Below are 20,669 nucleotides of genomic sequence, written 5' to 3'. Positions count from 1 at the left end.
AGCGGCTCAGGGCTCGGCCCACTGCCTGAGCAGGTTGTGGTAGACGCCCGTCAGCATGACCAGGGAGGGGCTCTTGGGCACCTCCCGGTTGAGCTGCATGATCGCGGTGTCGAGATCGAAGAGCAGCGCCCGCTGGCTCACGTCGCGGATCATGCTCTGCACCCAGAAGAAGGATGCCAGCCGGACGCCCCGCGTGACGGGCGTGACGTGGTGCAGGCTCGAGGCCGGGTAGACGATGAGGTCCCCCGCCGGCAGCTTCACCGCGTGGCTGCCGTAGGTGTCCTCCACGACGAGCTCTCCCCCGTCGTAGCTGTCGGGGTCCGAGAGGAAGAGCGTCGCCGAGACGTCCGTGCGGATGCGCACCGGCGTCCCGGAGATCGGACGGAGGGCGCCGTCGACGTGCGAGCCGAAGGTCATCCCCGGCTCGTAGCGGTTGAACAGCGGCGGGAAGACCCGCTGCGGCAGCACGGCCGAGATGAACAGGGGGCTGCGCTCGAGCGCCCCCAGCACCACATCTCCCAACGCCCTCGCCGCCGGGCTGTCGTCCGGCAACTGAAGGTTCTTCTTCACCTGCGCAGACTGGTAGCCGGAGGTGCTGCGGCCGTCCTCCCAGTCCGCCTTGCCGAAGACTTCTCGGCAGTGCGCTACCTGCTCGGCGGTGAGAACGTTGGGGATGTGTACCATCATGGCTAGAACCGATACGTGCCCGCCAGGCTCACCGTGCGCCCCTCGGCGGGAACCGCGTGTCCCGCGTAGTACTGCGCGTAGTAGAGCTTGTCCGTGAGGTTGTTGAGGTTGAGCTGCAGCTGCACCTTGCCCCACGTGTAGCCAGCATAAGCGTCGAAGCGCCAGAAGTTCGGCACCTTGGTGAACGCCGCCGTCGCAGACGCCGGGTTGTTGACCGTCGTCACGCTCTGGTAGATGGCGCCGCCGCCCAGCGTGAGGTTGTCGATGACCTCATACGTCGTCCAAAGCGAGACGCTGTTCTTCGGCGTGTTCGGCAGCGGCTGGCCTTCCAGGTAGTCGTTGGTGTGGTCCAGGATCGCCGAGTAGATGTGGGTGAAGTTCGCGAACATCCTCCAGCGATCGGTGACCGTGCCGGCCACGCCCACGTTGTAGCCCTCTGCGCGCTGCCGGCCTTCGAGGATCTGCGGAGGCCCGTTGGGATCGGTGTTCGGCACGCGCCCATTCGTCTTCTCGATGCGGAACACGGCCGCGCTCAAGCCCAGCCGATCCGACAGGAGATCCGCCTTGGCGCCGACCTCGAGGATGCGGTTCTTCTCGGGCTCCAGGCTCTCCAGGCCCGTGGCGAGCGTGCCAGCCTCCGCGGACGGGTTGGAGGAGGTGCCGTACATGCCGTAGACGCTCGTCTTCTCCATCGGGTGCAGGACGACGCCAGCACGCCAGTTGAGGAAGCTGTCCTCGTTCTTCAGGCGGGTGCGCGCCCCCGCGTTGTTCGTCGAGGCGTAGTCCGTGCTGAAGATGTCGTAGCGCAGCGAGCCGACGAGCTGCAGATACTGGGTGATTCCGAGCTGCTCCGAGGCATAGGCCGCCAGCGTGCGCTGGATGCTCGTGTTGGAGGTGGAGAAGACCCGGTTGACCGAGCTGAGATCCGGCTCGGGATCCGGGTCGAGCAGGTCCGCGGGCAGGTTCGTGCCGCTGGGCTGGTTCGTCGCCTCCAGGTTGAAGCGGGTCTGGTCCCGCGTCTCCCGGGACCACTCGATTCCCACGTTCGCGGTGTGCTTGAGGATGCCGGTCTCGAACTCTCCGCGCAGATCCAGCTGATCGACCAGGTAGGTGTTGTCCGTCGCGGTCTCGAAGCGCTGCCGCCCCACGGTCGTCGGTGCCCCCGCGGGCGTCAGGCCGCGCGGTGCCGTGGGCCGTGCGAACCGATCCACGCCTCCGTAGCGCAGGGTGTTCGTCAGCTGCAGCGCCTTGCTGAACCGGTGCTGAATGCGCCCCGTGACGATGTGGGCATTGACCCGCTCCGAGTCAGAGCCCTGCACGCCGTAGAAGGTCTCCCGGGGGACATCCAGCGTGCTCGAGACGGGATAGCCCTGGAAGTAGGGCTGGCCGTAGTCCGGGACGCTGTCTTCCCGCTGGTAGAGGTAGTCGACATCCGCCGAGGTGTTCTCTCCCAGCTCGTAGCGCAGCGAGGGCGCGATGGCCGCGCGGTTCGACTCCACCACGTTGCGGCTCGCCACATTCGCGAGCTGCCCCGCCGCGTTGACGCGGACCTGGAGGCGATCGGAGACCGCCTCGTTGAGGTCGAGCGCCAGCCGTCCCAGAGGAGCCGTTCCGCCGAGGATCGACACTTCCTGGAAGGAGCTTCGCTGCGGCTTCTTCGTGGCGAGGTTGATCGCGCCTCCCGTCGAGCCGCGCCCGAAGAGCACGGCGGACGGACCGAAGAAGACCTCGACACCCTCGACGTTGAAGGTGTCTCGCGTGTACCAGCCGAGGTCACGCACGCCGTCGCGGCTCACGTCGGTCTGCGCCGAGAAGCCTCGGAGGATGAAGGAGTCACCCTGGCGGCCGGCCTCACCCGCGCTGACCGTGATGCCCGACACGTTGCGCAGCGCCTCGCGCACCGTCGTCGCCTTCTGCTCCTCGAGCACCTGCTCGGGCACCACGGTGACGGTCTGCGGCGTGTCGATGAGCGGCGCGGGCAGGCGCGTGAGGTTGCTCTCCTCGACGCGGTAGCTCTCGGCTTCACCCTGCACATCGAGCGTGGGGATCGTGTACTGGGCCTCGGGCGGCGCGGGCTGCGGCGCGGGCGCCGCGCGGCTCTCCTCCGTGGCCGGAGCGCTCGGAGTCTCCGTGGGAGGCGTCGCCTCCTGGGCGAGCACGCCGCTGCTGACCAGTGCCGACGCCAACCCGACGGCCGCCGGCCCCCAAGGGCTCAGCGAACCGCGCAGGCCTCCCGAGGTTCCCTTCATCGACCGAATGCCCGCTTTTCTCATCTTCGATGCGCTCACGTGTACCCCTCCGTCTAGATGAATTTCTATTTTGAATATGATTGTCGAAATCAATAAGGCGCCGGCCCCAGCCCCGTGCGAGCGGGGGTGGGGACTCAGGCGGACGTCTCTGACTGCACCGGCGTGGTGCCTGGCTCCGGGGTGCTCGGCTCCGGAGAGGCGCCCGTCGTGGACCGGCGGCGGAAGAAGCGCCGCCAGGACAGGGTGAAGCCGGTCCACATCAGGAAGGCTCCGGCCAGGGAGGCGACTCCGGCGACGAGCTGGCCCACCCACCCGAGCGCCTGTCCCGTGTGCAGGAAGCGCAGCCACGTCCGGATCTTCCGACCCGTGTTGTAGTCGGCGAAGGTCTCCTGGCGCAGGACCTGTCCGGTGAAGGGATCGAGCGAGAACTGCACCGAAGCGAAGAGGGGCCACGCTCCCTGCTCCTTGACGGAGAAGTTCGTCGCCTGTCGGCCTCCTCCACCGCGAGCCTCGTTGCCGCCCGGGCCACCCGGACCGCCTGCCTGGGGACCACCTCCAGGACCGCCCGCCTGGGGACCGCGAGCGCCGCCAGCGCGAGGGCCTCCGCCCATGCGCAGGGTGATGCTCTCCCAGGCCGGCACCTGCTTCTGGGCCTCGGCGAAGAGGGCATCGAGGCTCCGTTGCGTGGCGCCCGCGGGAGGCTCGGGGACCTTGACCGTTGCCTGGGCCGACGGGCCTCCGCTGGCGGGGGGCTCGTTGCCCGTGAGCGTGAAGATGAGGTCCGAGACGCCTTTGTAGGACATGACCACGCCCGACGCCGTCAACACGACGAGCACGGGCATGGTCCAGAAGCCCGCCACGTTGTGCCAGTTGAAGTCTCGCGCCTTGCCCTTCAGCCCGCCCTTGAACCAGACGACCGGACGCAGCGTCTTCCGCGTCCACTTGCGAGGCCACCACAGGTACAGGCCGGAGAGGGCGAGGAACAGGAAGGCGGCGTTGCAGACACCGGTGATCGCCTTGCCCACGGCGCGATTGTCGTCCCGGGTGCCGAGCCACCGGTGCCACTCCTCCATCACATGGAAGAAGGAGCGCAGCCCCAGGGCGCCCAGCTCCCGGACTTCGCCCGTGTAGGGGTTCACGTAGACGCCGCTGTCGCGGCCGGTGCTCACCTGCACGGCGGACATCGGGTCGGGGTACACCGTCACCCCCGAGGGCTGCGCCTCGGGACGGGCTGCGCGAACCCGGGCCACCAGCTCGTCGATTGGGAGGCGAGGGGCGTCCGGCGCGGGCGCTTGCACCCGTCGCGCATCGCTGTCGGCCCATTGGGTGAGCTGCGGCGCGAAGGCGAGCGCCGCTCCCGTGAGGGACATGATGCCGATGATGATCCCGGCGACGAGGCCGGAGACCAGGTGCATCCAGAAGAGGATCGAGCGGAAGGTGCTTTTCATGTCACTTCAGGGAGAACTGGACGGGGATGTCGATGATCACGCGCACCGGGCGGCCGTGACGGCCGAGCGCGGGGGAGAAGCGCCACTGACTGACGGCGGCCGTGGCGGCCGCGTCCAGCTCGGGCACGGAGCGGATGATGCGGGTGTGCTCGGGTTCGACGCGCCCATCGACGCCGACGATGACGCGCACCAGGACCAGCCCCACGATGCGTCGCGAGCGGGCCTGCCGGGGGTATTGAGGAACGACCTGCTTGAGCACTTCAGGGGGCCGTGACACCTGCTTCAGGTCGACGGCCTCGCCGCCCGAGGTGACGCCCAGCCCCGAGCCTTCCCCTGGCTTCGCGGCGGAGCTCACCAGCCCCGCGACGACATTACCCACGGCGCCGGCTCCCAGCACTTCCTCTTCCTCCGCGAAAGCCTCGGGAGCAGGTGCTTCCTCGGGCGGGGCCTCCACCACCTCTTGGGGCACGGGCAGCTTCTCCGGCACCCGCGGCACCACCATCGGGCGGGAAGGACGCGCGCGGGTCCTGGACAGCAGGCGCTGAGGGGCCGTCTCCGGCTGGGCCATGACGGCGGGCGCGGCGGCGGGCGGAGCCACGAAGGTGAGAAGCACCAGCTCCGGCTCCGGGGGCGCTGGAGGCGCCTTCGGCAGGGAGTGGGGGACCGAGAGCGCGGCCATGAGCGCGCCGGCATGGAGGAACGCGGCGATGAGCAGGGCCCATCCCCACCGCTCCCAAGCCCCGGTGCCAGCGGCGCCATCACCCATGCGGAAGAGCCCCACGGAAGGAACCGCCTTTTCCGCGAGGAACCCACTGTCGTCGGAGGGCCCTAGCATTTCGATATTGAGAATCGTTCTCAACTTCATCGGGGCTACAAATATCCCGTGTTCTCAGGCGCGTCAAACCCAGTGGGACGTTCGGGACGCTCGGTATCGCTGGGTATTGCTCGGGGTGAACAACGCCCTAGCTCTTGGGCTCCCAGAGCCGCGCCAGCGCCGCCACGCGCTCCGCCTTGCCCGCCACCAGCAGCACGTCCCCGCCGTTCAGCATGGCCTCGGGGATGGGCTCGTTGAGGAGGCCTCGGTGGTGGATGGCGATGACGTTGAGCCCGTGCGTCTGCCGCAGCCGCAGCTCCTGGAGGCTCTTTCCCGCCGCGTGCTCCGGTACTCGGAGCTCCGCCAACGCGTAGCCGCTGGGCAGCTCCGTGCTGGCCAGCAGGTTGGTGTGCATCAGCATCCGCGCGAGCTGCTCGCCCATCTCCGCCTCCGGGTAGACCACCCGGGAGGCCCCCGCCAGCGAGAGGATCCGCCCCCGCTGCGGGCTGGAGGAGCGCGCCACCACCGTCTTGATGCCCAGCGCCTTGAGCACCGCCGTGCCCAGCACGGCCGCCTCGAAGTCCTCTTCGCCCAGCGACACCACCGCCACCTCCGCCTTGCTCGCCCCCAGCGCGCGCATGGCCTCTTCCGAGGTGCAGTCGGCGCGCATGGCCTGCGCCACCACATCCTTGAGCGCCTCCACGCGCTCCATGGAGCGGTCCACCGCCAGCACCTCGTGTCCGGCCTGGCTCAGCTCCCGCGCCACGCACTCGCCGAACTGCCCCAGGCCCACCACCACGTACGTCTTCATCTGCGCGCCTCGTCAGCCCACGACGATCTTCGTCGAGGGGAAGCTGTAGCTCGAAAGCCCCTTGGACAGCCCCACCGCGAGCGCCAGGGTGAAGGGGCCGAGCCGGCCCACGAACATCTGCGCGCACACCACCAGCTTGCCCGCGGTGGACAGCTGCGGCGTCACCCCCGTGGTCAGCCCCGTCGTGCCGAAGGCGCTCACCGCTTCGAAGAGCACCTCGCGGAAGGGCAGGTGTGGCTCGACGGCGAAGAGCAGGAAGGCCAGGCCGAAGAGCAGGCCCACGCAGATGAGCGTCACCGCGCAGGCCCGGTACACCGTGGCCACCGGCACGCTGCGCCCCATGAGCTCCACGTCGGAGCGGTTGCGCAGCAGCGCTCGGAAGGTGAACACCAGCACCGCCACGGTCGTTGTCTTCACGCCGCCGGCGGTGCCTCCCGGCGAGCCGCCGATGAACATCAGCATCAGGGAGATCAGCATCATCGGCGTGCCCAGGCGCGCGATGTCCACCGAGTTGAAGCCCGCGCTGCGCAAGGAGACGCTCTGGAAGAGGCTGGCCAGGAGCCGCTCTCCGAAAGAGAGCCCGGCCAGGGAGTGGTTCCACTCCAGCACCAGCCACGAGACCGCGCCGCCCACCACCAGCCCCGCGCTGGCGATGAGGGCCACGCGCGTGTGTACGGGCAGGAAGCGCCAGGCTCCTCGCACTCCGCGCGACCGCCACAGCTTCCAATCCAGCAGCGAGGTGACCACCGGGAAGCCCAGGCCCCCAAGCACGACGAGCGCCATCAGCGTGAGGTTGACCGTGGGGTGGCCCACGAAGCGCATCATGTTGTCCGGGTAGAGCCCGAAGCCCGCGTTGCAGAAGGCTGCCACCGAGTGGAAGGCGGCGTAGAAGGCGCGCTCCGAGGCCTCCAGCACCCGCCCATCCGGAGCCAGCCGGAACGAGGGGTAGAGGGCCAGCGCGCCCAGGGCCTCCAGCGTCACCGTGATGAGCATCATGGAATAGAGCAGGCGCTGGAAGCCGTGGACCGTCTCCTCGTCCAGCATCTCCTGCATCGCCCCGCGCGTGCGCGCCGAGAGCTGGCTGCGGAAGGCCAGCGCCAAGGTGGTGGTGATGGTCATGATGCCCAGGCCGCCCACCTGGACGAGGCTCAGGATGACCCAGTGGCCGAAGCCGCTGAAGTAGCTGCCGGTGTCCACCACCGTCAGGCCCGTCACGCACGCGGCGCTGGTGGCCGTGAAGAGGGCCACCATGAAGGGCGCGCCCTGGCCGTCACGCGTGGCGGCCGGGAACATCAGCGCCAGCGTGCCCATCAGGACGGTGAAGAGGACCGAGAGCACCAGCATCGTCAGGGGACGGCGCTGGAGCGCCTCCAGCATCGGCCTCGCGGGGCGCCAGGCCACCGCATCAATGATCTCGCGCGCGAGCAGCCGCAGGACTACCAGCGCCGCCGCGCCCCGGGGGTTGCCCGTGCCCAGAGAGAGCACGACAGGCACCGCGAAGAGCAGGTCCGGCCAGCGGTGGCGCCACAGGCGCAGGCGGAAGGCCCAGGTATCGCGCACCAGCTCGCCGCCGAACGCCGCCACCACGCTCGCGGCCAGGAGCATCGCTACCAGCTCCCGCCAGGGGTGTGCTTGGCCGCGCACGGTGAACTCGAAGAGCACCAGCAGTGCGGCGGTGGCTCGGCTCAGCCCACGTACCCAGTCGCGGCGGCGGCTGCGGCGCCCCGGCCCCTGGGGCGCGGGGGTGAACACGACGGGAGGCTCAGCGGGAGGGGGAGGTGTCGCCTGCGGGCTGGCGGTGGTCATCTCGGAGCGCGGGTTCAGGGCAGAGACCGTAGCCTACCACCCCGGGAGCGCGGCTCGTGGCAGCAAGCCTGCTCGCTTCTCCCCCACGCGGGCTTCTCAGGGATGGCCGCTGCCCCCCGAGGGGAGTCGAATCATGGCGCCCATGATGGCGCGGGGGCGGGGAGAGATCTCCTCCAAGATGGTCCCGAAGACAGGCCACTCATAGGCCTCTTCCTTCACCTGGTCGAAGCGCTCCTGGAACGTAGGGGGCGGCTCCGAGGAGCCTCGCGAGCCCAGGCGCAGCAGCGGCAGGAGGAGGACCCCCACGAAGGCCGCCGCGGTGAGCAGCGCCGAGGCCAGGCGCACCCGGGCGCGGCTGACGCCCACCGGGCAGTCTTTTGTGAGCACCGTGCCGTCCCAGCGGCGGTAGAGCCGCATGCACACCCGACCGGAGGCGCGCGTCACCAACTCTTCGACTTCGGCCTTGTTGAGCTCGCGCACGTTGTAGACGTTGAGCTTGCAGCTCGCGCAGTGGCGCACCCGCTCATCGCCCGTCATGTTCTCCCAGCGCTCGTAGCAGGGAGACGCGATCTGGAGCTGCTGGAGGTCGAACTTCTCGGCCGTCATACACCCTCCCGTCGAACCTCCAGTCTCGCACACCGCGTGAAGGGAGACCATCCACCCACGTGCCGGGGTGTCGTCCACTCACTACGGCGTCGGAGTGCTCTGGAGCATGGCCGGCGGAGGCGGCAGGCCGTTCGCCTGCTCCAGCGCGGCCCGCGCCGCATCCGCGTTGCCCACCTCCTTCTCCCGGGCCGCGAGCGCCTGCCAGAGGGGAGGGGTGTTCGGGTGCAGCTTCACGGCGATGCGCAGCACCTCGAGCGCCGCGGGGTGCTTCTTCGCCCGCGCCAGGAGCTTCTCGGGGGAGAGCGCGTCGGCTCCCGTTGGACGCTCGAAGGCGCGGCGGTACAGCAGCTCCGCGGACTCCGCATCCTCCTCCTGGAGGAGGAACGCGTCCGCCCGGGCGAGCATCGTGGCGACGGAGGCCGGGTGCGTCCGCAGCGCCCAGTCGAGCAGCCGCGTCGTCTCCTCGGGAGGCGTCTTGGGCGATTGCGCCAGCTCGAGCACCTCCTCGGTGAAGTCGGGGTGGAGCGGCACTCCCTGGATCGCGCGCTCGATGGCCTCCAGGCGGGTGTTCATCTCCGGCACCGAGCGGGGCAACACCGGCCGCAGCTCCGGCGCGTTCGCCCTCCGCCAGGGCCCCACGAGTCGGACGATGTCCGCGCGCAGGCCCGGAGAGAACTGGAGCGCCTCCGCGCACTTCTGCTGCTCGCAGGCGCGCAGATAGTCCTCGAAGAAGGGCAGGGCGCCCTCGGCCGGATAGGCGGAGAGGGCCTGGGGGCCGAACGCCGAGGCGATCCGCTCCGCCATGTGCATGCCCACCCGGATGAAGAGGCGCTCGGAGCGCGGGTGGTGGGCCTGCTTCAACTTCTTCTGCGCCGCGCGGGGATCCGCCGCGATCGCCTCGTGCGACAGCAGGGCGGAGGCCTCGGTGAAGGCGCGCGGCAGCGAGCCCGGCTCGGGCGTGAGGCCGTAGCCGGCGCGGTTGAACGTGTAGAAGGCGCGGCCGTACGAGTAGATCCGATAGAGGCCCTCGTGGAGCACCTCGTCCGCCGGGTCCGCCGCATGCACGGCCCGCCGCCGGGTGCCGCCCTCCAGGAGGAACTCGGTGATGGTGGCGATGAGCTCGCGCAGCAGGTCGTCCTGGGCCTCGAGGTTCATCGCCACCGCGATCGCCAGCCGCTCGGCGGGGATGAGCAGCAGGAAGGTGCTCGTCTCGGGCTGCCCGCCCGCGTGCGCGACGATGTAGTGGCCGCGGGTCGGGTAGACGGCGAACCCCATCCCGTAGTCGATGAGCCGGCCGTCCCGCGTCTCCATCGACATCTGCATCATGCGCGTGGTTTCGGGAGTGACGAGCGTGCTGGCCATCACCGCGCGCCCGAACGCCAGCAGGTCCACCACCGACGCACGCGCGCCCCCACCGCCGAAGCGTGACGAGAGGTCCAACCGGTGCGAGCGAGCGATGCCACCGTTCACGGGCCGGTATCCCACGGCGTGCCACCCGTCCCGCGTGCGGTAGTCGTCCATCGCCGCGGTCTTCATGCCGGCGGGCGTGAAGACCCGGCGCGACAGGTATTCGCCGAAGGGCAGGCCCGAGGCCTTCTCGACCGCCGCCCCGAGCAGGTTGTAGCCGTACGTCGTATAGGTGAACTCGGTGCCGGGCTCGACCACCAGCGGCCAGTCCTTGAAGATCGCGATCGCCTCGGCGGTGGTCATCCGCCGCGTGATGCGGCTGTCGTGCGGCGGGTCGCGGTAGTGGCTCACCCCGCCCAGGTGCCCCAGGAGCTGCCGCACCGTGACGGGCCACTGTTTCTCGGGGAAGTCCGGCACCCAGGTGCGGATGTCATCATCCAGGCCCACCGTGCCCGCCTCCACCAGTTGCAGGATGGCGATGGCGGTGAAGCTCTTGGCCACGGAGGCCGTGCGGTACGTCGTCCGAGGCGTGGCCTTGAGCCGCTTCTCGACGTTGCGAAAGCCGAAGCCCGCCGTCCACGCGAAGTCACCCAGGGAGACTCCTACCGAGAGTCCCGCGGGCAGGCGTCCCGCCAGCTGCTCCTGAAGCCGGACCTCCAGGGCGCTCGTCACCTCGGAGGGGAACGCCTCGGTGCCGGGCGGAAGCTGCGGCGGAGGCGCGGCGCGAGCCTTGGGCGCGGCGGAGGCCGTCCACGCCAGGAACACCGTGAGGAGAATCCACGCGCTGCCGCGGAGGCTCACCGAGGGCTCCGGGTCGCCGAGAGCGCGTCATGCCGGACGATCTCCGCCAGCAGCCACGCACCGGCCGCGACGCCCCGGTGCAGCGGATCCTGCAAGTCGGGAGGCAGCGGCGGCAGCGCGACCGGCAGGCACGGCTCCCCGCCGCGCGCCGGGCTGCTCTCGGAGACGAACGTCACGCACCGCTGATCCGCCGGGCCACTCACGGCAATGGGGCGCGGCGGGCTCTGGGAGGCCTCGGCACCGAGCACCACCCATCGCGCCTCCTCGGAGCGCGGGGTCCAGGCCCGGGACGCCGAGAGCACGCGGTGGATGCCGCCCGACAGCGGGTCCTGCGGTGCTTCGGGCAGCAGCAGCGCCACGGGCGGTGCTGAGCGCCACGGGTGGGCCTCATGGGGCAGCAGGTCGCCTCCCACGAGCGTGGCCCAGGCCTCCGCCAGCGCGTAGGGCTGCTCGGTGCGCGGCGTGTCCGACCAGGAGCGCAGGAGCGCCTCCGCCATCAGCTCCCCGAGCAGGTCGAGGCCCTTGCCTCGCGGGTGTACCAGGTCGTCATGCACCAGCCCCCGGGCGTGCATCCGCTGCAGGGAGCCCGTGCCGCCCATGGCCGTGAACATGTCGAAGAACGCGCACCCCTCCTCCTGGGCGATGCGCCGCTCGAGCTCGAGCACCTCGAGCAGATCGGCCCGCTGCTGGAACGGCCGCGATGCATCCGGCCCCAGCACGGCGTCCAGCGGCCCCACCAGCAGACAGGCCGAGCCTGGCGCCGCGGTCTTCACGCGCTGGATGAAGCGATGCAGATCGCGCTCCACCTTCTCGATGGTGGAGCGTCCCCACTGCAGCCGCTTCACCTCGTTGCCTCCGAGCATCATCATCACCAGGGCAGGAGCCCGCGAGCGAAGCTGCTCGGTGACCATCTCCTCGTCCGCCTGGAGGAAGAGGCTGGCGTCCGCCGCGGGCACGCCGAGGGTATCCAGCACGAGCCCCGGGCCACCCCGGTCCAGCGCGACGCCCTGGACGATGGTTCCCTTCCGGTGGGCGATGAGCTCCAGCGCCTTCGCGCCCGGGGGAATCGTCACCTCCGTGCGCTGCTGGCCGCCCGTGTCAGACGGGGTGGTCGTCACCACGAGCTCGCCGTCGATGCGCAGCTCGATCGGGCCCGCGTCCTGGTCCACCCAGTACACCGCGCCCTGGGTCTCTCCTGAGAGCTCGAAGCGCGCGCGGGCCTTCGGCGTGGTGGAGACATGGGAGACCCCCGTCAGCCCCAGCGGCAGGGGCGCCGGCTTGACGTCCCCCACCGTGTACACCTGCCAGCCCGTCGCCGATTGGCTCGACCGCGTGCGGGGGCCGTAGTCGGCGATCCGGTCGACGAGCAGCAGGCCGCGGCCTCCGTCTCCGAACAGGTGGACCAGATCCTCCCGGACGACGTCGACGATGCGGTCCGCGGCGATCAGCGAGTTTCCGAACGCGGAGATCGTCACCCGCGAAGAGCTCGTCCCCGCGCGCAGGCCGTCCAGCGCGGAGAACAGGGGCTCGAGCGCCGTGCGAGCGCAGAAGGGGCCTGCCCACTCGACACACGGGTTCTCCAGCCGCGTGCCGGGAGCGCCCAGCGACGTGGCCAGCTGGTGCAGCTCCTTCTCCCGCTCCGTGCGCTCCGGCAGCCGGCGGGAGGCCGCGGGCGCCAGCGCCCGGACGATCGCCCGCGTCGCGGCGAGTCGCTCCTCGCGGCGATCCTTCGGGGGCGAGGCCACCATGGGCGTGACGTGCTCCGCACCCGGAGTGTGCTCCTCCGAGCGGCGTGGGTGTACGGATACCCAGGCCGTAGCGGCGACGAACAAGCTGATGGCGACAGCGCTCACCCATCCCCCGGGCAGACGCCGCTTGTGAACTCCCGGGCGGGCCGACTCATCCATTGCCGCACGAGTCTACCGGGATGCGCCGCCGGGTCCACCGGGTGGCTCGTTGCTCCGGGAAGGAGGCGCGCACGGGCTCGGTTGCCTGCATGCGATCAGAGCCGCCCATTGCTCTCTGGCCGGGCTGCGACAGAATGCCGATACCAGAATGTTCCGCATGGGCGGCACGCGTCGTGCAACCCTGTTGGGATCGGCCTGCCGGTTCAGGGTCGCCCGGTTCGTTATGATGAGCCGTAACTCGTGAGGTGATCTGCTTTGGGCTACAGGCCTTCTCCCCCTACCTCTCCATCGTCCGACACCGAAGCGCCGAAGAACGAGCTCGTCGGAGGGCAGAACCAGACCGGGAAGCAGCAGGATCCCCAGCTCGAGGCCAGTGTCCGGCTGTTGCGCGCGCTCACCGAGGCGCAGCTCGAGTTCATCCAGGGCAGCAACGCGCGAAAGCTGTTCGATCGACTGCTCGAGGTGCTGCTCGATCTGACGAGCAGTGAGTACGGCTTCATCGGCGAGGTGCTCTACACCGACATGGGGGTGCCGTACCTCAAGACGTACGCCATCACCAACATCGCGTGGACCGATGAGCTGCGCGAGCAGTACCACCGGCTGGCCCCCCAGGGCATGGAGTTCCGCAACCTCAAGACGCTCTTCGGCACCGTGCTCACCACGGGCGAGCACGTCATCTCCAACACCCCGGACGAGGACACGCGCGCCGGCGGCAGGCCCCACGGCCACCCGCCGCTGAAGGCGTTCCTGGGGCTGCCCTTCAAGTCCGGCAAGGAGATGGTGGGCATGGTGGGCATCGCCAACCGCCCCGAGGGCTACGACACCAGCGTCATCGAGTTCCTCCAGCCCTTCCTGGCCACGTGCTGCAGCGTCATTCTCGGCTGGCGCAGCGAGCAGCAGCGCCGCCACGCGGAGGAGATGCTGCTGCACCGCGAGGAGGAGCTGCGGCGCCACCGCGACCACCTGGAGGAGCTGGTCCACATCCGCACCGAGAAGCTGCTCAAGGCCACCCAGGAGCTGGAGAAGCAGCAGGCCCAGCTCATCCTGTCCGAGAAGCTGGCCTCGGTGGGGCAGCTCGCCGCCGGCATCGCCCACGAGATCAACAACCCGCTGGGCTATGTCATGAGCAACCTGTCCACGCTCACCCAGTACGTGGCCACCTTCACGCGGCTGCTCGGCCTCTACCGCGCGTTCGGCACCGAGGTGGGGCCCACGCTGCCGCCCCATCAGGCCGAGGCGCTCGGCCGCATCTGCGCCCTGTGGGAGCAGGAGGGCGTGGGGGAAATCGAGAGCGACGTGAAGGAGCTGCTCAACGACTGTCAGGAGGGCACCCAGCGCGTCAAGGACATCATCCAGAGCCTCAAGTCCTTCATCCGCGAGGAGGCCGGCGAGCCGAGGCTGGTGGACGTGAACAAGGAGCTGATGGGCACGCTGAAGATGATGATGTGGAGCGACCTCAAGCACCGCTGTGAGGTGCGCACCGAGTATGGGGAGATCCCCGCCATCGTCGGCTACCCCACGCAGATCAGCCAGGTGTTCACCAACCTGCTCAGCAACGCCGCCCAGGCCATCGAGGACCGCGGGGAGATCCGCATCTCCACCCAGCAGGAGGGCAACATGGTGGTGGTGCGGATCACCGACTCGGGCGTGGGGATGACGCCCGAGGTGCTCGCCAAGCTCTTCACGCCGTTCTACACCACCAAACCTCCGGGCAAGGGCACGGGGCTGGGGCTGTCGATCAGCTACGGCATCATCTCCCGCCACCAGGGCCGCATCGAGGTGCAGAGCAAGCTGGGCAGCGGCACCACCTTCACCCTGAAGCTGCCGGTCGCGCCCGAGCTGGCGGGCACCCCCGCTTCCAGGGGCACCCCTACCGCGGCCACCGGGAGCTGAGCAGGCTCAGAGGTTGGCCGGGATGTCGAGGACGCGGCGACGGCCCGCCGCGCGGCGCTCGCGCGTGGCCTCCAGCGCGCTGCTGCTCACGTAGGTGAGCAGGCACCAGCGGTCCTTTCCATCGTAGTTGGCGTGGAAGGGCGAGCGCTTGTGCATGCACCGGCGGTTGTCGAACAGGGCCACGTCGCCGGCCTCCAGCTTCACGTGGATGGCCTTGGCCTCCAGCGCGGCGTCCAGCGCGCGCAGGGCCTCGGCGGCCTCCGCGTCGACCGCCCGGTGGATGTCCTGGTCATAGAAGATGTACGGCTGCTCCGCGGTGCCACGCAGCAGCGGCACGTGGTGGGTGCGGTTGCCGCGCTCGTTCACCTCGTCGTAGTCGTACTCCACGCCGTCGGCCAGGAAGCGCGGCTGCGACAGCAGCTCGCGGTGCTTCGGCGACAGCTCGGCCAGCAGATCCTCCAGGCTCGTGAAGGACGTCACCGCCTCGCGCGCCGGATCCGGCCGCAGGCAGGAGATGACGTTGTAGTCCGGCGTCAGCGGCAGGAACGAGCCGTCCGTGTGGAAGAGCAGCTCCGTCTTCGAGCTCTCACCCGACTGCGCCGTCTCGTGCAGTTTCACGGGAGAGTTGTGCTGGATCAGCTCGCCCTCGTTCTGCTGCACCAGCCCGAACGGCTCGCCCAGGGCCTTGGCGATGGCGGCCGACAGCCACTCACCCACCATGAAGCGCTCCATGCGCGGCCGCCGCGAGTCCAGTGGCGTGGGCGGCAGGGACTGCTCCGTCGGCAGCCCCTTGAGGATCAGGAACGGGTAGCGGCTCAGCCCGCTCTTCAGCTCGATGACGGCGCGGCGGAGGGGCTCCGGCAGCGCGTGGAACAGCATCTCCGCTTCCACCAGGAAGCGCTCCGTGTCCGCCAGGGACACCGGCCGGCGCGAGGCGATCGCTTGCTGGATCTGCGCCGCGTAAGGCCGGCAATCCAGGGTAACTCCGGAAGCGCCCTCGGGCGTCGGGACCATCTGAGGAGAGGGGACAACCAGAGGGGAGCGGTATGCGACAGAAGTCGTCATGGCGGAGCCTCGTGGGGATGGTCTACCCCTCAAAGACTTCCATCTATGAAACTCCCGCGCAATGTGTGTTCTCATACTTCCTTGGAGAGCGGGAAATGGCTACTTCTGTAGCATGTTGTGTCATCAAATTCCATCCAACATGAACGCATTTCCAATTTCAATGGAAGCCGTAAAACATGAATAATATCATGTTTCAGGGAATTCGAAGTGCGTGCTCCAGCGCTGTAGCGAGCGCTTCAAGTGCGGACGGGTCCGACACGCCACTTCCAAAGCGCACTTGGCGGTAGAGGGTGAGGAATTGCAAAGCTAAATCCGCGGCGGAATTCCCACGCGCCGCGCGCAGCCTCCGCACCAATTCATCATCGGTTTCTGTGTGGCCTGGAACGAGGCCCGCGTGGCGCTTCATCACGCGGAGGTAGCGCGCGTAGAGCGCGGTCACCGTGGGGTCCGCGCCGCGCATGGCCTGGCGTGGGCGATTCGCGCGCTGGCGCCGTGAGCGGGCCCGCAGCCGCCAGAACGCGAGGGCGGCCACCAGGAGCCACGTCAGCGGAAAGCGGGCCACCGCGCCCAGCGCTTCGAGGGGCGAGGAGAACAGGCGCGAGCTCCAGCGCCGGAAGAAGGAGCCCAAGGCCTGCATCGCGGCGCTGGCGGTGCTCGACCTGCCCGCTTCGATCAGCGCGTCGCGGCTGCGCCACGGCGTCGGATCGAACGCGACGAAGCGCCCCTCGTCCTCCAGGTAAACCTCCACCCAGGCGTGGGCGTCGCGCTCTCGCACGAGGAAGGCATTGGAGAAGGGGTTCTCCTCCTGGGGCACGAAGCCTCCGGCCAGGCGCGCGGGGATGTCCATGCTGCGCAGGAGCGCGGCCATGGCGCTGGCGAAGTAGACGCACCAGGCCGGGCGCTTCTCGCGGATGAGGATGGCCAGGGGGCTGCCCTCGCCGCTCAGGTCCACCGAGAGCGAGTACTGGAAGTTGTCGCGGAACCAGGCCTCCAGCGCCTCGGCTCGGGCGCGAGGGGTGGCCGCGCCGCGGGTGAGCTCCAGGGCCAGGGGGCGCAGCTCCTCGCGCAGCGCCTCGGGCAGTGCGGACAGGGCGGCGTCCGGTGGAGGCTCGGGCGGCAGTTGCTCCCGCTCCGGGTGGCGCAGGGTGAGGGTGGTGCCCTCCTGGCCATCGGCGCGCAGCATCCACCCGCCGAGGACCTGGGGGTAGGCGCCCTCCACGGCGCGGATGCCCGCGGGGGCGGGGAGATAGGGGCGCAGGGACTGCAAGAAGGTGAGCTCGGTGGTGCGAAGCGGCTCGCCCTCGGTCGGCGGCGTCAGCTTCAGCCGCGCTTGATCGAGCGCGCGCGAGGTCGTCCAGCGCGTCCCATCGAAGGTGTCGAGCACCGTCGTCCGCAGCCGCTCGGGGCGCTCTCCCCGCAGCTCCATGAGGAGCCGCACGGTGTTGGGCATGCGCCCTTGCCGCTCGAGGGGAATCTCCGACTGCAGCGCCATGCCCGAGGGCCGGGGTACCTCCTGCATCAGCCGGAACACGGTGTCGGTGAGCACGCCCTCGCTGGCGCGCACGAAGCGCCACATTCCAAAGCTCGTGCCCAGCACCACCAGCGCGTAGAGGCCGAAGCCGAGCCACCCCGCCATGCCGGCCTGGCTCATGCGCCCGCGCGCGAAGGCGACCGCCAGCATGCATACGGCCACGCCCGCCAGCCCCGCGTACACGGCCTCCGAGCCGCGCACGGCGGCGCTGAGCGCCGACAGCAGCAGGGCATAGATGATGGCGTAGTGCCGCCGTCCAGTGATGGCGCTGAATATGGACAGCCCGACCAGCGCCCCGCAGAGCGGGCCCATGATGACCGGAGGGATGGGGGCGGGCTGCGGCCACCTGCCCGACAGCAGGAAGCCCGCGACGCCTCCCACGGCCGCGGCCGCCAGCAGCAGCCGGGGCGAGTAGGGAGGCCGCTTGTCGAGCAGCACGCCCACGAGCAGCAGCACCGCGGCGGGCACGCACAGCAGCCAGCGGTCGTGGGCCAGCGCATGCAGCGCCAGCGCGGCGAACACGGGCAGGCCTTCCACGCCCCGTGCGAGGCGGGAGTCACCCGGCGGAGCTTCGCTCATGGCAATTCCACCACTTCCTCGGGCGCGAGCCCTTGAGGTCGTCTGTCCTGGCGGACCGAGAGCACCCGCACCGCCACCCCGTGCGCCTTCAGCTTGCGGATCAGCTCCGCCCGCGTCTCGTCCCAGTCCATCATCACCAGGATGACGGCCGAGAGTCTCTGGGACTCCGGTAGCAGCGCGGCCTCCAGCGCTCCCACATCCAGCCGGTCCTCCGCCTCCAGGCAGGCGAGGATCTCCAGGATGTGCTCGAAGTGCGCCAGGGCGCGGCCCGCCTGGAAGTGGAACACCTGCGAGCCGGCCGCGAAGATGTCGATGATGTACTCCTGGCGCGCGAGCACGTCGGCGATGCCCGCCGCCAGCGAGAGGCTGCGCTCGAACAGGGCGTCGTCCTTCAGGTCGCGCGACTCCACGTCCAGCACCATGGCGAGGCGGACGAAGTACTCCTCCTGGTACTCCTTCACCACGAGGCGGCCGGTCCTCGCCAGCGAGGGCCAGTGGATGTCGCGCATCCGGTCGCCCTCGCGCCACTCGCGCGTGCCGGCCAGCTCCGTGGACTCGCCCACGCTCGAGGCGATGGGGATGCCGCCCGGCTGGTAGTTGCGACCGTGGGGCACATCGAAGCGCGCCAGGGGTGTGAAGCGCGGGTAGACGAGGAGCCGGTCCTTGCCCGGCGCGCGGCGCGACCACTTCACCAGCGCGGAGGGAAAGAAGCTGGAGGCCTGGAGCCAGGGCAGCTCATAGGCCCCTCGTGTGGGACAGGAGAGCGACAGGCTCACCTCCGCCCGCTCTCCCGGAGCGAGCACCTCCAACACGGGCGGTTCGCCCACGGGCTTGAGCTCCGGCGGCAGGTTGCGCTCCTCCAGCACCACCTTGCGCGCGGGCCGCCGGGTCCGGTTCTCCACCACCACCTGGTAGCGCAGCGTGTCACCGGCGGACACCGGAGGCGGCAGGCGCCGGGCCAGCGAGAGCCGGGGTCGGAAGGGCAGGCCCGCCGTCATTCCCCCCACGAGCGCGGCGGCACAGAAGGAGAAGAAGGCGATTGCCGGCCTCAAGCCCCACAGCATCATCAATGCCGCGGCCCCGGTCGCCCAGAGCATCGCCTGCCCCAAGGGGGTGAGCAGCGCGCGATAGCGATCGCTCAGGTACCGGATGAAGCGATGCTCCTCCGGTGGCATGAAGAAGGACCAGCGACGACGACGGGGCATGTGGGCGGACTAGCGGGGCAGGGGGACGGTGGCCACGATGTCCCGGGTCAGCGCCTGCTTGTCGGTGCCAGCGTACCGTGCGCGAGTATCCAAGACCAGCCGGTGGGTCAGCACGGGCACGGCCAGTGTCTTCAAGTCCTCGGGGAGCACGAAGTCCCGGCCGCTGGCGAGCGCGCGCGCCCGCGCCATGCGGGCGTAGAGCAACGCGCCGCGGGTGGAGACGCCCAGGCGGACGCTGGCGTGGCCTCGCGTCGCGTGGACGAGGCGCAGCAGGTAGTCGGCCACGGACTCCTCCATGCGCACCTCCTCCACGGCGCGCTGCAGCACGACCACCTCTTCCAGGGTACACACCGGCGTGAGCTCGGAGACGGGGGGCGGCCCCTTGCGCTCCAGCAGCAGGGAGCGCTCCTCGGCCTCGGGCGGGTAGCCCAGGGAGAGCTGTGCGGCGAAGCGGTCCAGCGAGGCCTCCGGCAGCGGGTAGGTGCCGTGGAACTCCACCGGGTTCTGGGTGGCGATGCACAGGAAGGGGGCGGGCAGCGAGCGCGTCTCTCCGTCGACCGTCACCTGCTGCTCGGAGAGCCCTTCCAACAGCGCCGACTGGGTGCGCGGCGAGGCGCGGTTGATCTCATCGGCGATCAGCACGTTGGCGAAGATGGGGCCGGGCTTGAACCGGAAGCTGCCGTCCTGCGGGTTGAACAGGGAGGTGCCGACGATGTCGGTGGGCAGCAGATCCGGGGTGAACTGCACGCGCTTGAAGGCCCCACCGATGCTGAGCGCCAGGGCCTTGGCCAGCGTCGTCTTCCCCGTGCCGGGCACGTCCTCCAGCAGCACGTGCCCGCCCGCCGCGACGCAGCACAGCACCAGCTCCAGGGCCTCGCGCTTGCCGCGCAGCGCCTTCTCCAGGTTCCCCAACAGCCGCGCGATGAGGGTACGGGCCTGCGCGGTCTGCTCGGCGTTGGGGGCTGTCGAAACGGGTGCGGGGGCAATGCGCATGGCGGCGCACAGTAGCAGCCTTGCTACCCGCCGCGCTGGGGGGGGCCCCGCCGGCGGTACCAGCTCGACTGATGGAGGTGGACGCGCTCGAAGTCGCTGTCCAGGTGCAGCGTCGTCTCGGCGCCGCCCAGCACCAGGTAGCCGTCGCCGGCGAGCCGGTTCCGCATGCGCCCCAGCACGGCTTTCCGAGTGGGGGTGTCCCAATAGATCATCACATTGCGCAGGAAGATGAGGTCCATCTCCCCGGGCAGCAGGAAGTCCTGCACCAGGTTGAGCGCGCGGAACTCCACCCGGCGGCGGATGTCCTCATGGAGGGTCCACTGCCCACGCTCCTGGCGGAAATACTTCACCAGCAGTCTCGCTGGCAGACCGCGGTTGATCTCCTGTTGCCCGTAGCGTCCCGCGCGCGCGCGGTTCAGCGCCGACTCCGAGAGATCCGTGGCGAGCAGGCGCACCGTCCAGCCCTCGAGCTGGGCCGCTGCTTCCTCCAGGAGCATGGCGATGCTGTACGGCTCCTGGCCGAAGGAGCACGCCGCGCACCAGATGTTCAGCTCCCGTGTCCGCTCCCGCCGCGCCAGCAACTCGGGGAGCACCGTCCCGCGCAGCGCCTCGAACACCGGGAAGTCTCGGAAGAAGGCCGTCTCGTGGTTGGTCAGCGCCTCCAGCACCCGGTGGTGGAACGGGTGGCCCTCCGGTAGGGCGCGCAGCCGCGCCACCAGCTCGCAGGGCTGGGCCAACCCCTCCTGGCGCAGCAGCGGCATGAGGCGCGTCTCCACCAGGTCCCGGGACTGCGGCTCCAGGTGGATCCCCGACAGCCTCTGGACCTGGCGTTGGAGGTAGAGGAAGTCTTCGGCACACAGGGACATG

General features: G+C 69.9%; 15 protein-coding genes. 1 reads left to right on the top strand and 14 read right to left on the bottom strand.

From position 1 onward, the window contains the following. Positions 1-6: 6 nt before the first annotated feature. The 9 genes from SYV04_RS03770 to SYV04_RS03730 form a co-directional block, all read right to left on the bottom strand. On the bottom strand, positions 7-687 hold the full coding sequence (locus SYV04_RS03770) for a Fe2+-dependent dioxygenase (protein ID WP_321544191.1): 681 nt from the start codon (positions 685-687) through the stop codon (positions 7-9). Positions 688-689: 2 nt separating this feature from the next. Continuing rightward, complete coding sequence (locus tag SYV04_RS03765; protein WP_321544190.1) at positions 690-2,975, bottom strand: TonB-dependent receptor; 2,286 nt, start codon at positions 2,973-2,975, stop codon at positions 690-692. A 95-nt stretch (positions 2,976-3,070) separates the two neighbouring features. Next, on the bottom strand, positions 3,071-4,384 hold the full coding sequence (locus SYV04_RS03760; protein ID WP_321544189.1) for a PepSY-associated TM helix domain-containing protein: 1,314 nt from the start codon (positions 4,382-4,384) through the stop codon (positions 3,071-3,073). A 1-nt stretch (position 4,385) separates the two neighbouring features. After that, positions 4,386-5,165: an energy transducer TonB gene (locus SYV04_RS03755; RefSeq protein WP_321544188.1), complete on the bottom strand. Its 780-nt coding sequence runs from the start codon at positions 5,163-5,165 to the stop codon at positions 4,386-4,388. Positions 5,166-5,346: 181 nt separating this feature from the next. Beyond that, a complete protein-coding gene (locus SYV04_RS03750) occupies positions 5,347-6,009 on the bottom strand; it encodes a potassium channel family protein (RefSeq protein WP_321544187.1) in 663 nt (220 codons plus the stop codon). A 12-nt stretch (positions 6,010-6,021) separates the two neighbouring features. After that, positions 6,022-7,761, bottom strand: coding sequence for a TrkH family potassium uptake protein (locus tag SYV04_RS03745; RefSeq protein ID WP_321544186.1), 1,740 nt, complete (start codon positions 7,759-7,761; stop codon positions 6,022-6,024). A gap of 150 nt (positions 7,762-7,911) precedes the next feature. Continuing rightward, the gene (locus SYV04_RS03740; RefSeq protein ID WP_321544185.1) at positions 7,912-8,421 is read right to left on the bottom strand and encodes a hypothetical protein; all 510 of its coding nucleotides are present in this window, start codon (positions 8,419-8,421) and stop codon (positions 7,912-7,914) included. An 81-nt stretch (positions 8,422-8,502) separates the two neighbouring features. Next, positions 8,503-10,629, bottom strand: coding sequence for a serine hydrolase domain-containing protein (locus SYV04_RS03735; protein WP_321544184.1), 2,127 nt, complete (start codon positions 10,627-10,629; stop codon positions 8,503-8,505). Next, positions 10,626-12,482, bottom strand: a complete 1,857-nt coding sequence (locus SYV04_RS03730; protein ID WP_321544183.1) for a GDSL-type esterase/lipase family protein — start codon at positions 12,480-12,482, stop codon at positions 10,626-10,628. The genes SYV04_RS03735 and SYV04_RS03730 overlap by 4 nt, the downstream gene beginning before the upstream one ends. A 309-nt stretch (positions 12,483-12,791) precedes the next feature. On the opposite strand from SYV04_RS03730, the gene SYV04_RS03725 reads away from it, so the two are divergent. Continuing rightward, positions 12,792-14,429, top strand: a complete 1,638-nt coding sequence (locus SYV04_RS03725) for an ATP-binding protein (protein WP_321544182.1) — start codon at positions 12,792-12,794, stop codon at positions 14,427-14,429. A 6-nt stretch (positions 14,430-14,435) separates the two neighbouring features. Here SYV04_RS03725 and SYV04_RS03720 read toward each other — a convergent pair whose 3' ends face one another. From SYV04_RS03720 to SYV04_RS03700, 5 genes are all read right to left on the bottom strand, one after another. Further along, entirely contained in the window at positions 14,436-15,494 is a 1,059-nt protein-coding gene (locus tag SYV04_RS03720; RefSeq protein ID WP_321544181.1) for a TauD/TfdA family dioxygenase, read from the bottom strand. Between the two features lie 193 nt (positions 15,495-15,687). Continuing rightward, positions 15,688-17,604, bottom strand: a complete 1,917-nt coding sequence (locus SYV04_RS03715) for a DUF4129 domain-containing transglutaminase family protein (protein WP_321544180.1) — start codon at positions 17,602-17,604, stop codon at positions 15,688-15,690. Further along, positions 17,601-18,809 carry a DUF58 domain-containing protein gene (locus SYV04_RS03710; protein ID WP_321544179.1) on the bottom strand — a complete coding sequence of 403 codons (1,209 nt, stop codon included), beginning with the start codon at positions 18,807-18,809 and terminating at the stop codon, positions 17,601-17,603. Before SYV04_RS03710 ends, SYV04_RS03715 begins: the two co-directional genes overlap by 4 nt. A 9-nt stretch (positions 18,810-18,818) precedes the next feature. Then, on the bottom strand, positions 18,819-19,802 hold the full coding sequence (locus tag SYV04_RS03705) for an AAA family ATPase (protein WP_321544178.1): 984 nt from the start codon (positions 19,800-19,802) through the stop codon (positions 18,819-18,821). Between the two features lie 23 nt (positions 19,803-19,825). Then, the gene (locus tag SYV04_RS03700) at positions 19,826-20,668 is read right to left on the bottom strand and encodes a CheR family methyltransferase (protein ID WP_321544177.1); all 843 of its coding nucleotides are present in this window, start codon (positions 20,666-20,668) and stop codon (positions 19,826-19,828) included. Between the last annotated feature and the right edge of the window lies 1 nt (position 20,669).

This window comes from Hyalangium ruber (assembly GCF_034259325.1).
Lineage (GTDB): Bacteria > Myxococcota > Myxococcia > Myxococcales > Myxococcaceae > Hyalangium_A > Hyalangium_A rubrum.
The sequence above is the reverse complement of the archived record's forward strand: the minus strand, read 5'-3'. Positions and strand labels throughout refer to the sequence as shown.

Coding starts and splice junctions, on each gene's coding strand:
- SYV04_RS03760 (WP_321544189.1), bottom strand. CDS start 4,384: ATGAAAAGCACCTTCCGCTCGATCCTCTTCTGGATGCACCTGGTCTCC.
- SYV04_RS03710 (WP_321544179.1), bottom strand. CDS start 18,809: ATGCCCCGTCGTCGTCGCTGGTCCTTCTTCATGCCACCGGAGGAGCAT.
- SYV04_RS03715 (WP_321544180.1), bottom strand. CDS start 17,604: ATGAGCGAAGCTCCGCCGGGTGACTCCCGCCTCGCACGGGGCGTGGAA.
- SYV04_RS03705 (WP_321544178.1), bottom strand. CDS start 19,802: ATGCGCATTGCCCCCGCACCCGTTTCGACAGCCCCCAACGCCGAGCAG.
- SYV04_RS03700 (WP_321544177.1), bottom strand. CDS start 20,668: ATGTCCCTGTGTGCCGAAGACTTCCTCTACCTCCAACGCCAGGTCCAG.
- SYV04_RS03720 (WP_321544181.1), bottom strand. CDS start 15,494: ATGACGACTTCTGTCGCATACCGCTCCCCTCTGGTTGTCCCCTCTCCT.
- SYV04_RS03740 (WP_321544185.1), bottom strand. CDS start 8,421: ATGACGGCCGAGAAGTTCGACCTCCAGCAGCTCCAGATCGCGTCTCCC.
- SYV04_RS03750 (WP_321544187.1), bottom strand. CDS start 6,009: ATGAAGACGTACGTGGTGGTGGGCCTGGGGCAGTTCGGCGAGTGCGTG.
- SYV04_RS03770 (WP_321544191.1), bottom strand. CDS start 687: ATGATGGTACACATCCCCAACGTTCTCACCGCCGAGCAGGTAGCGCAC.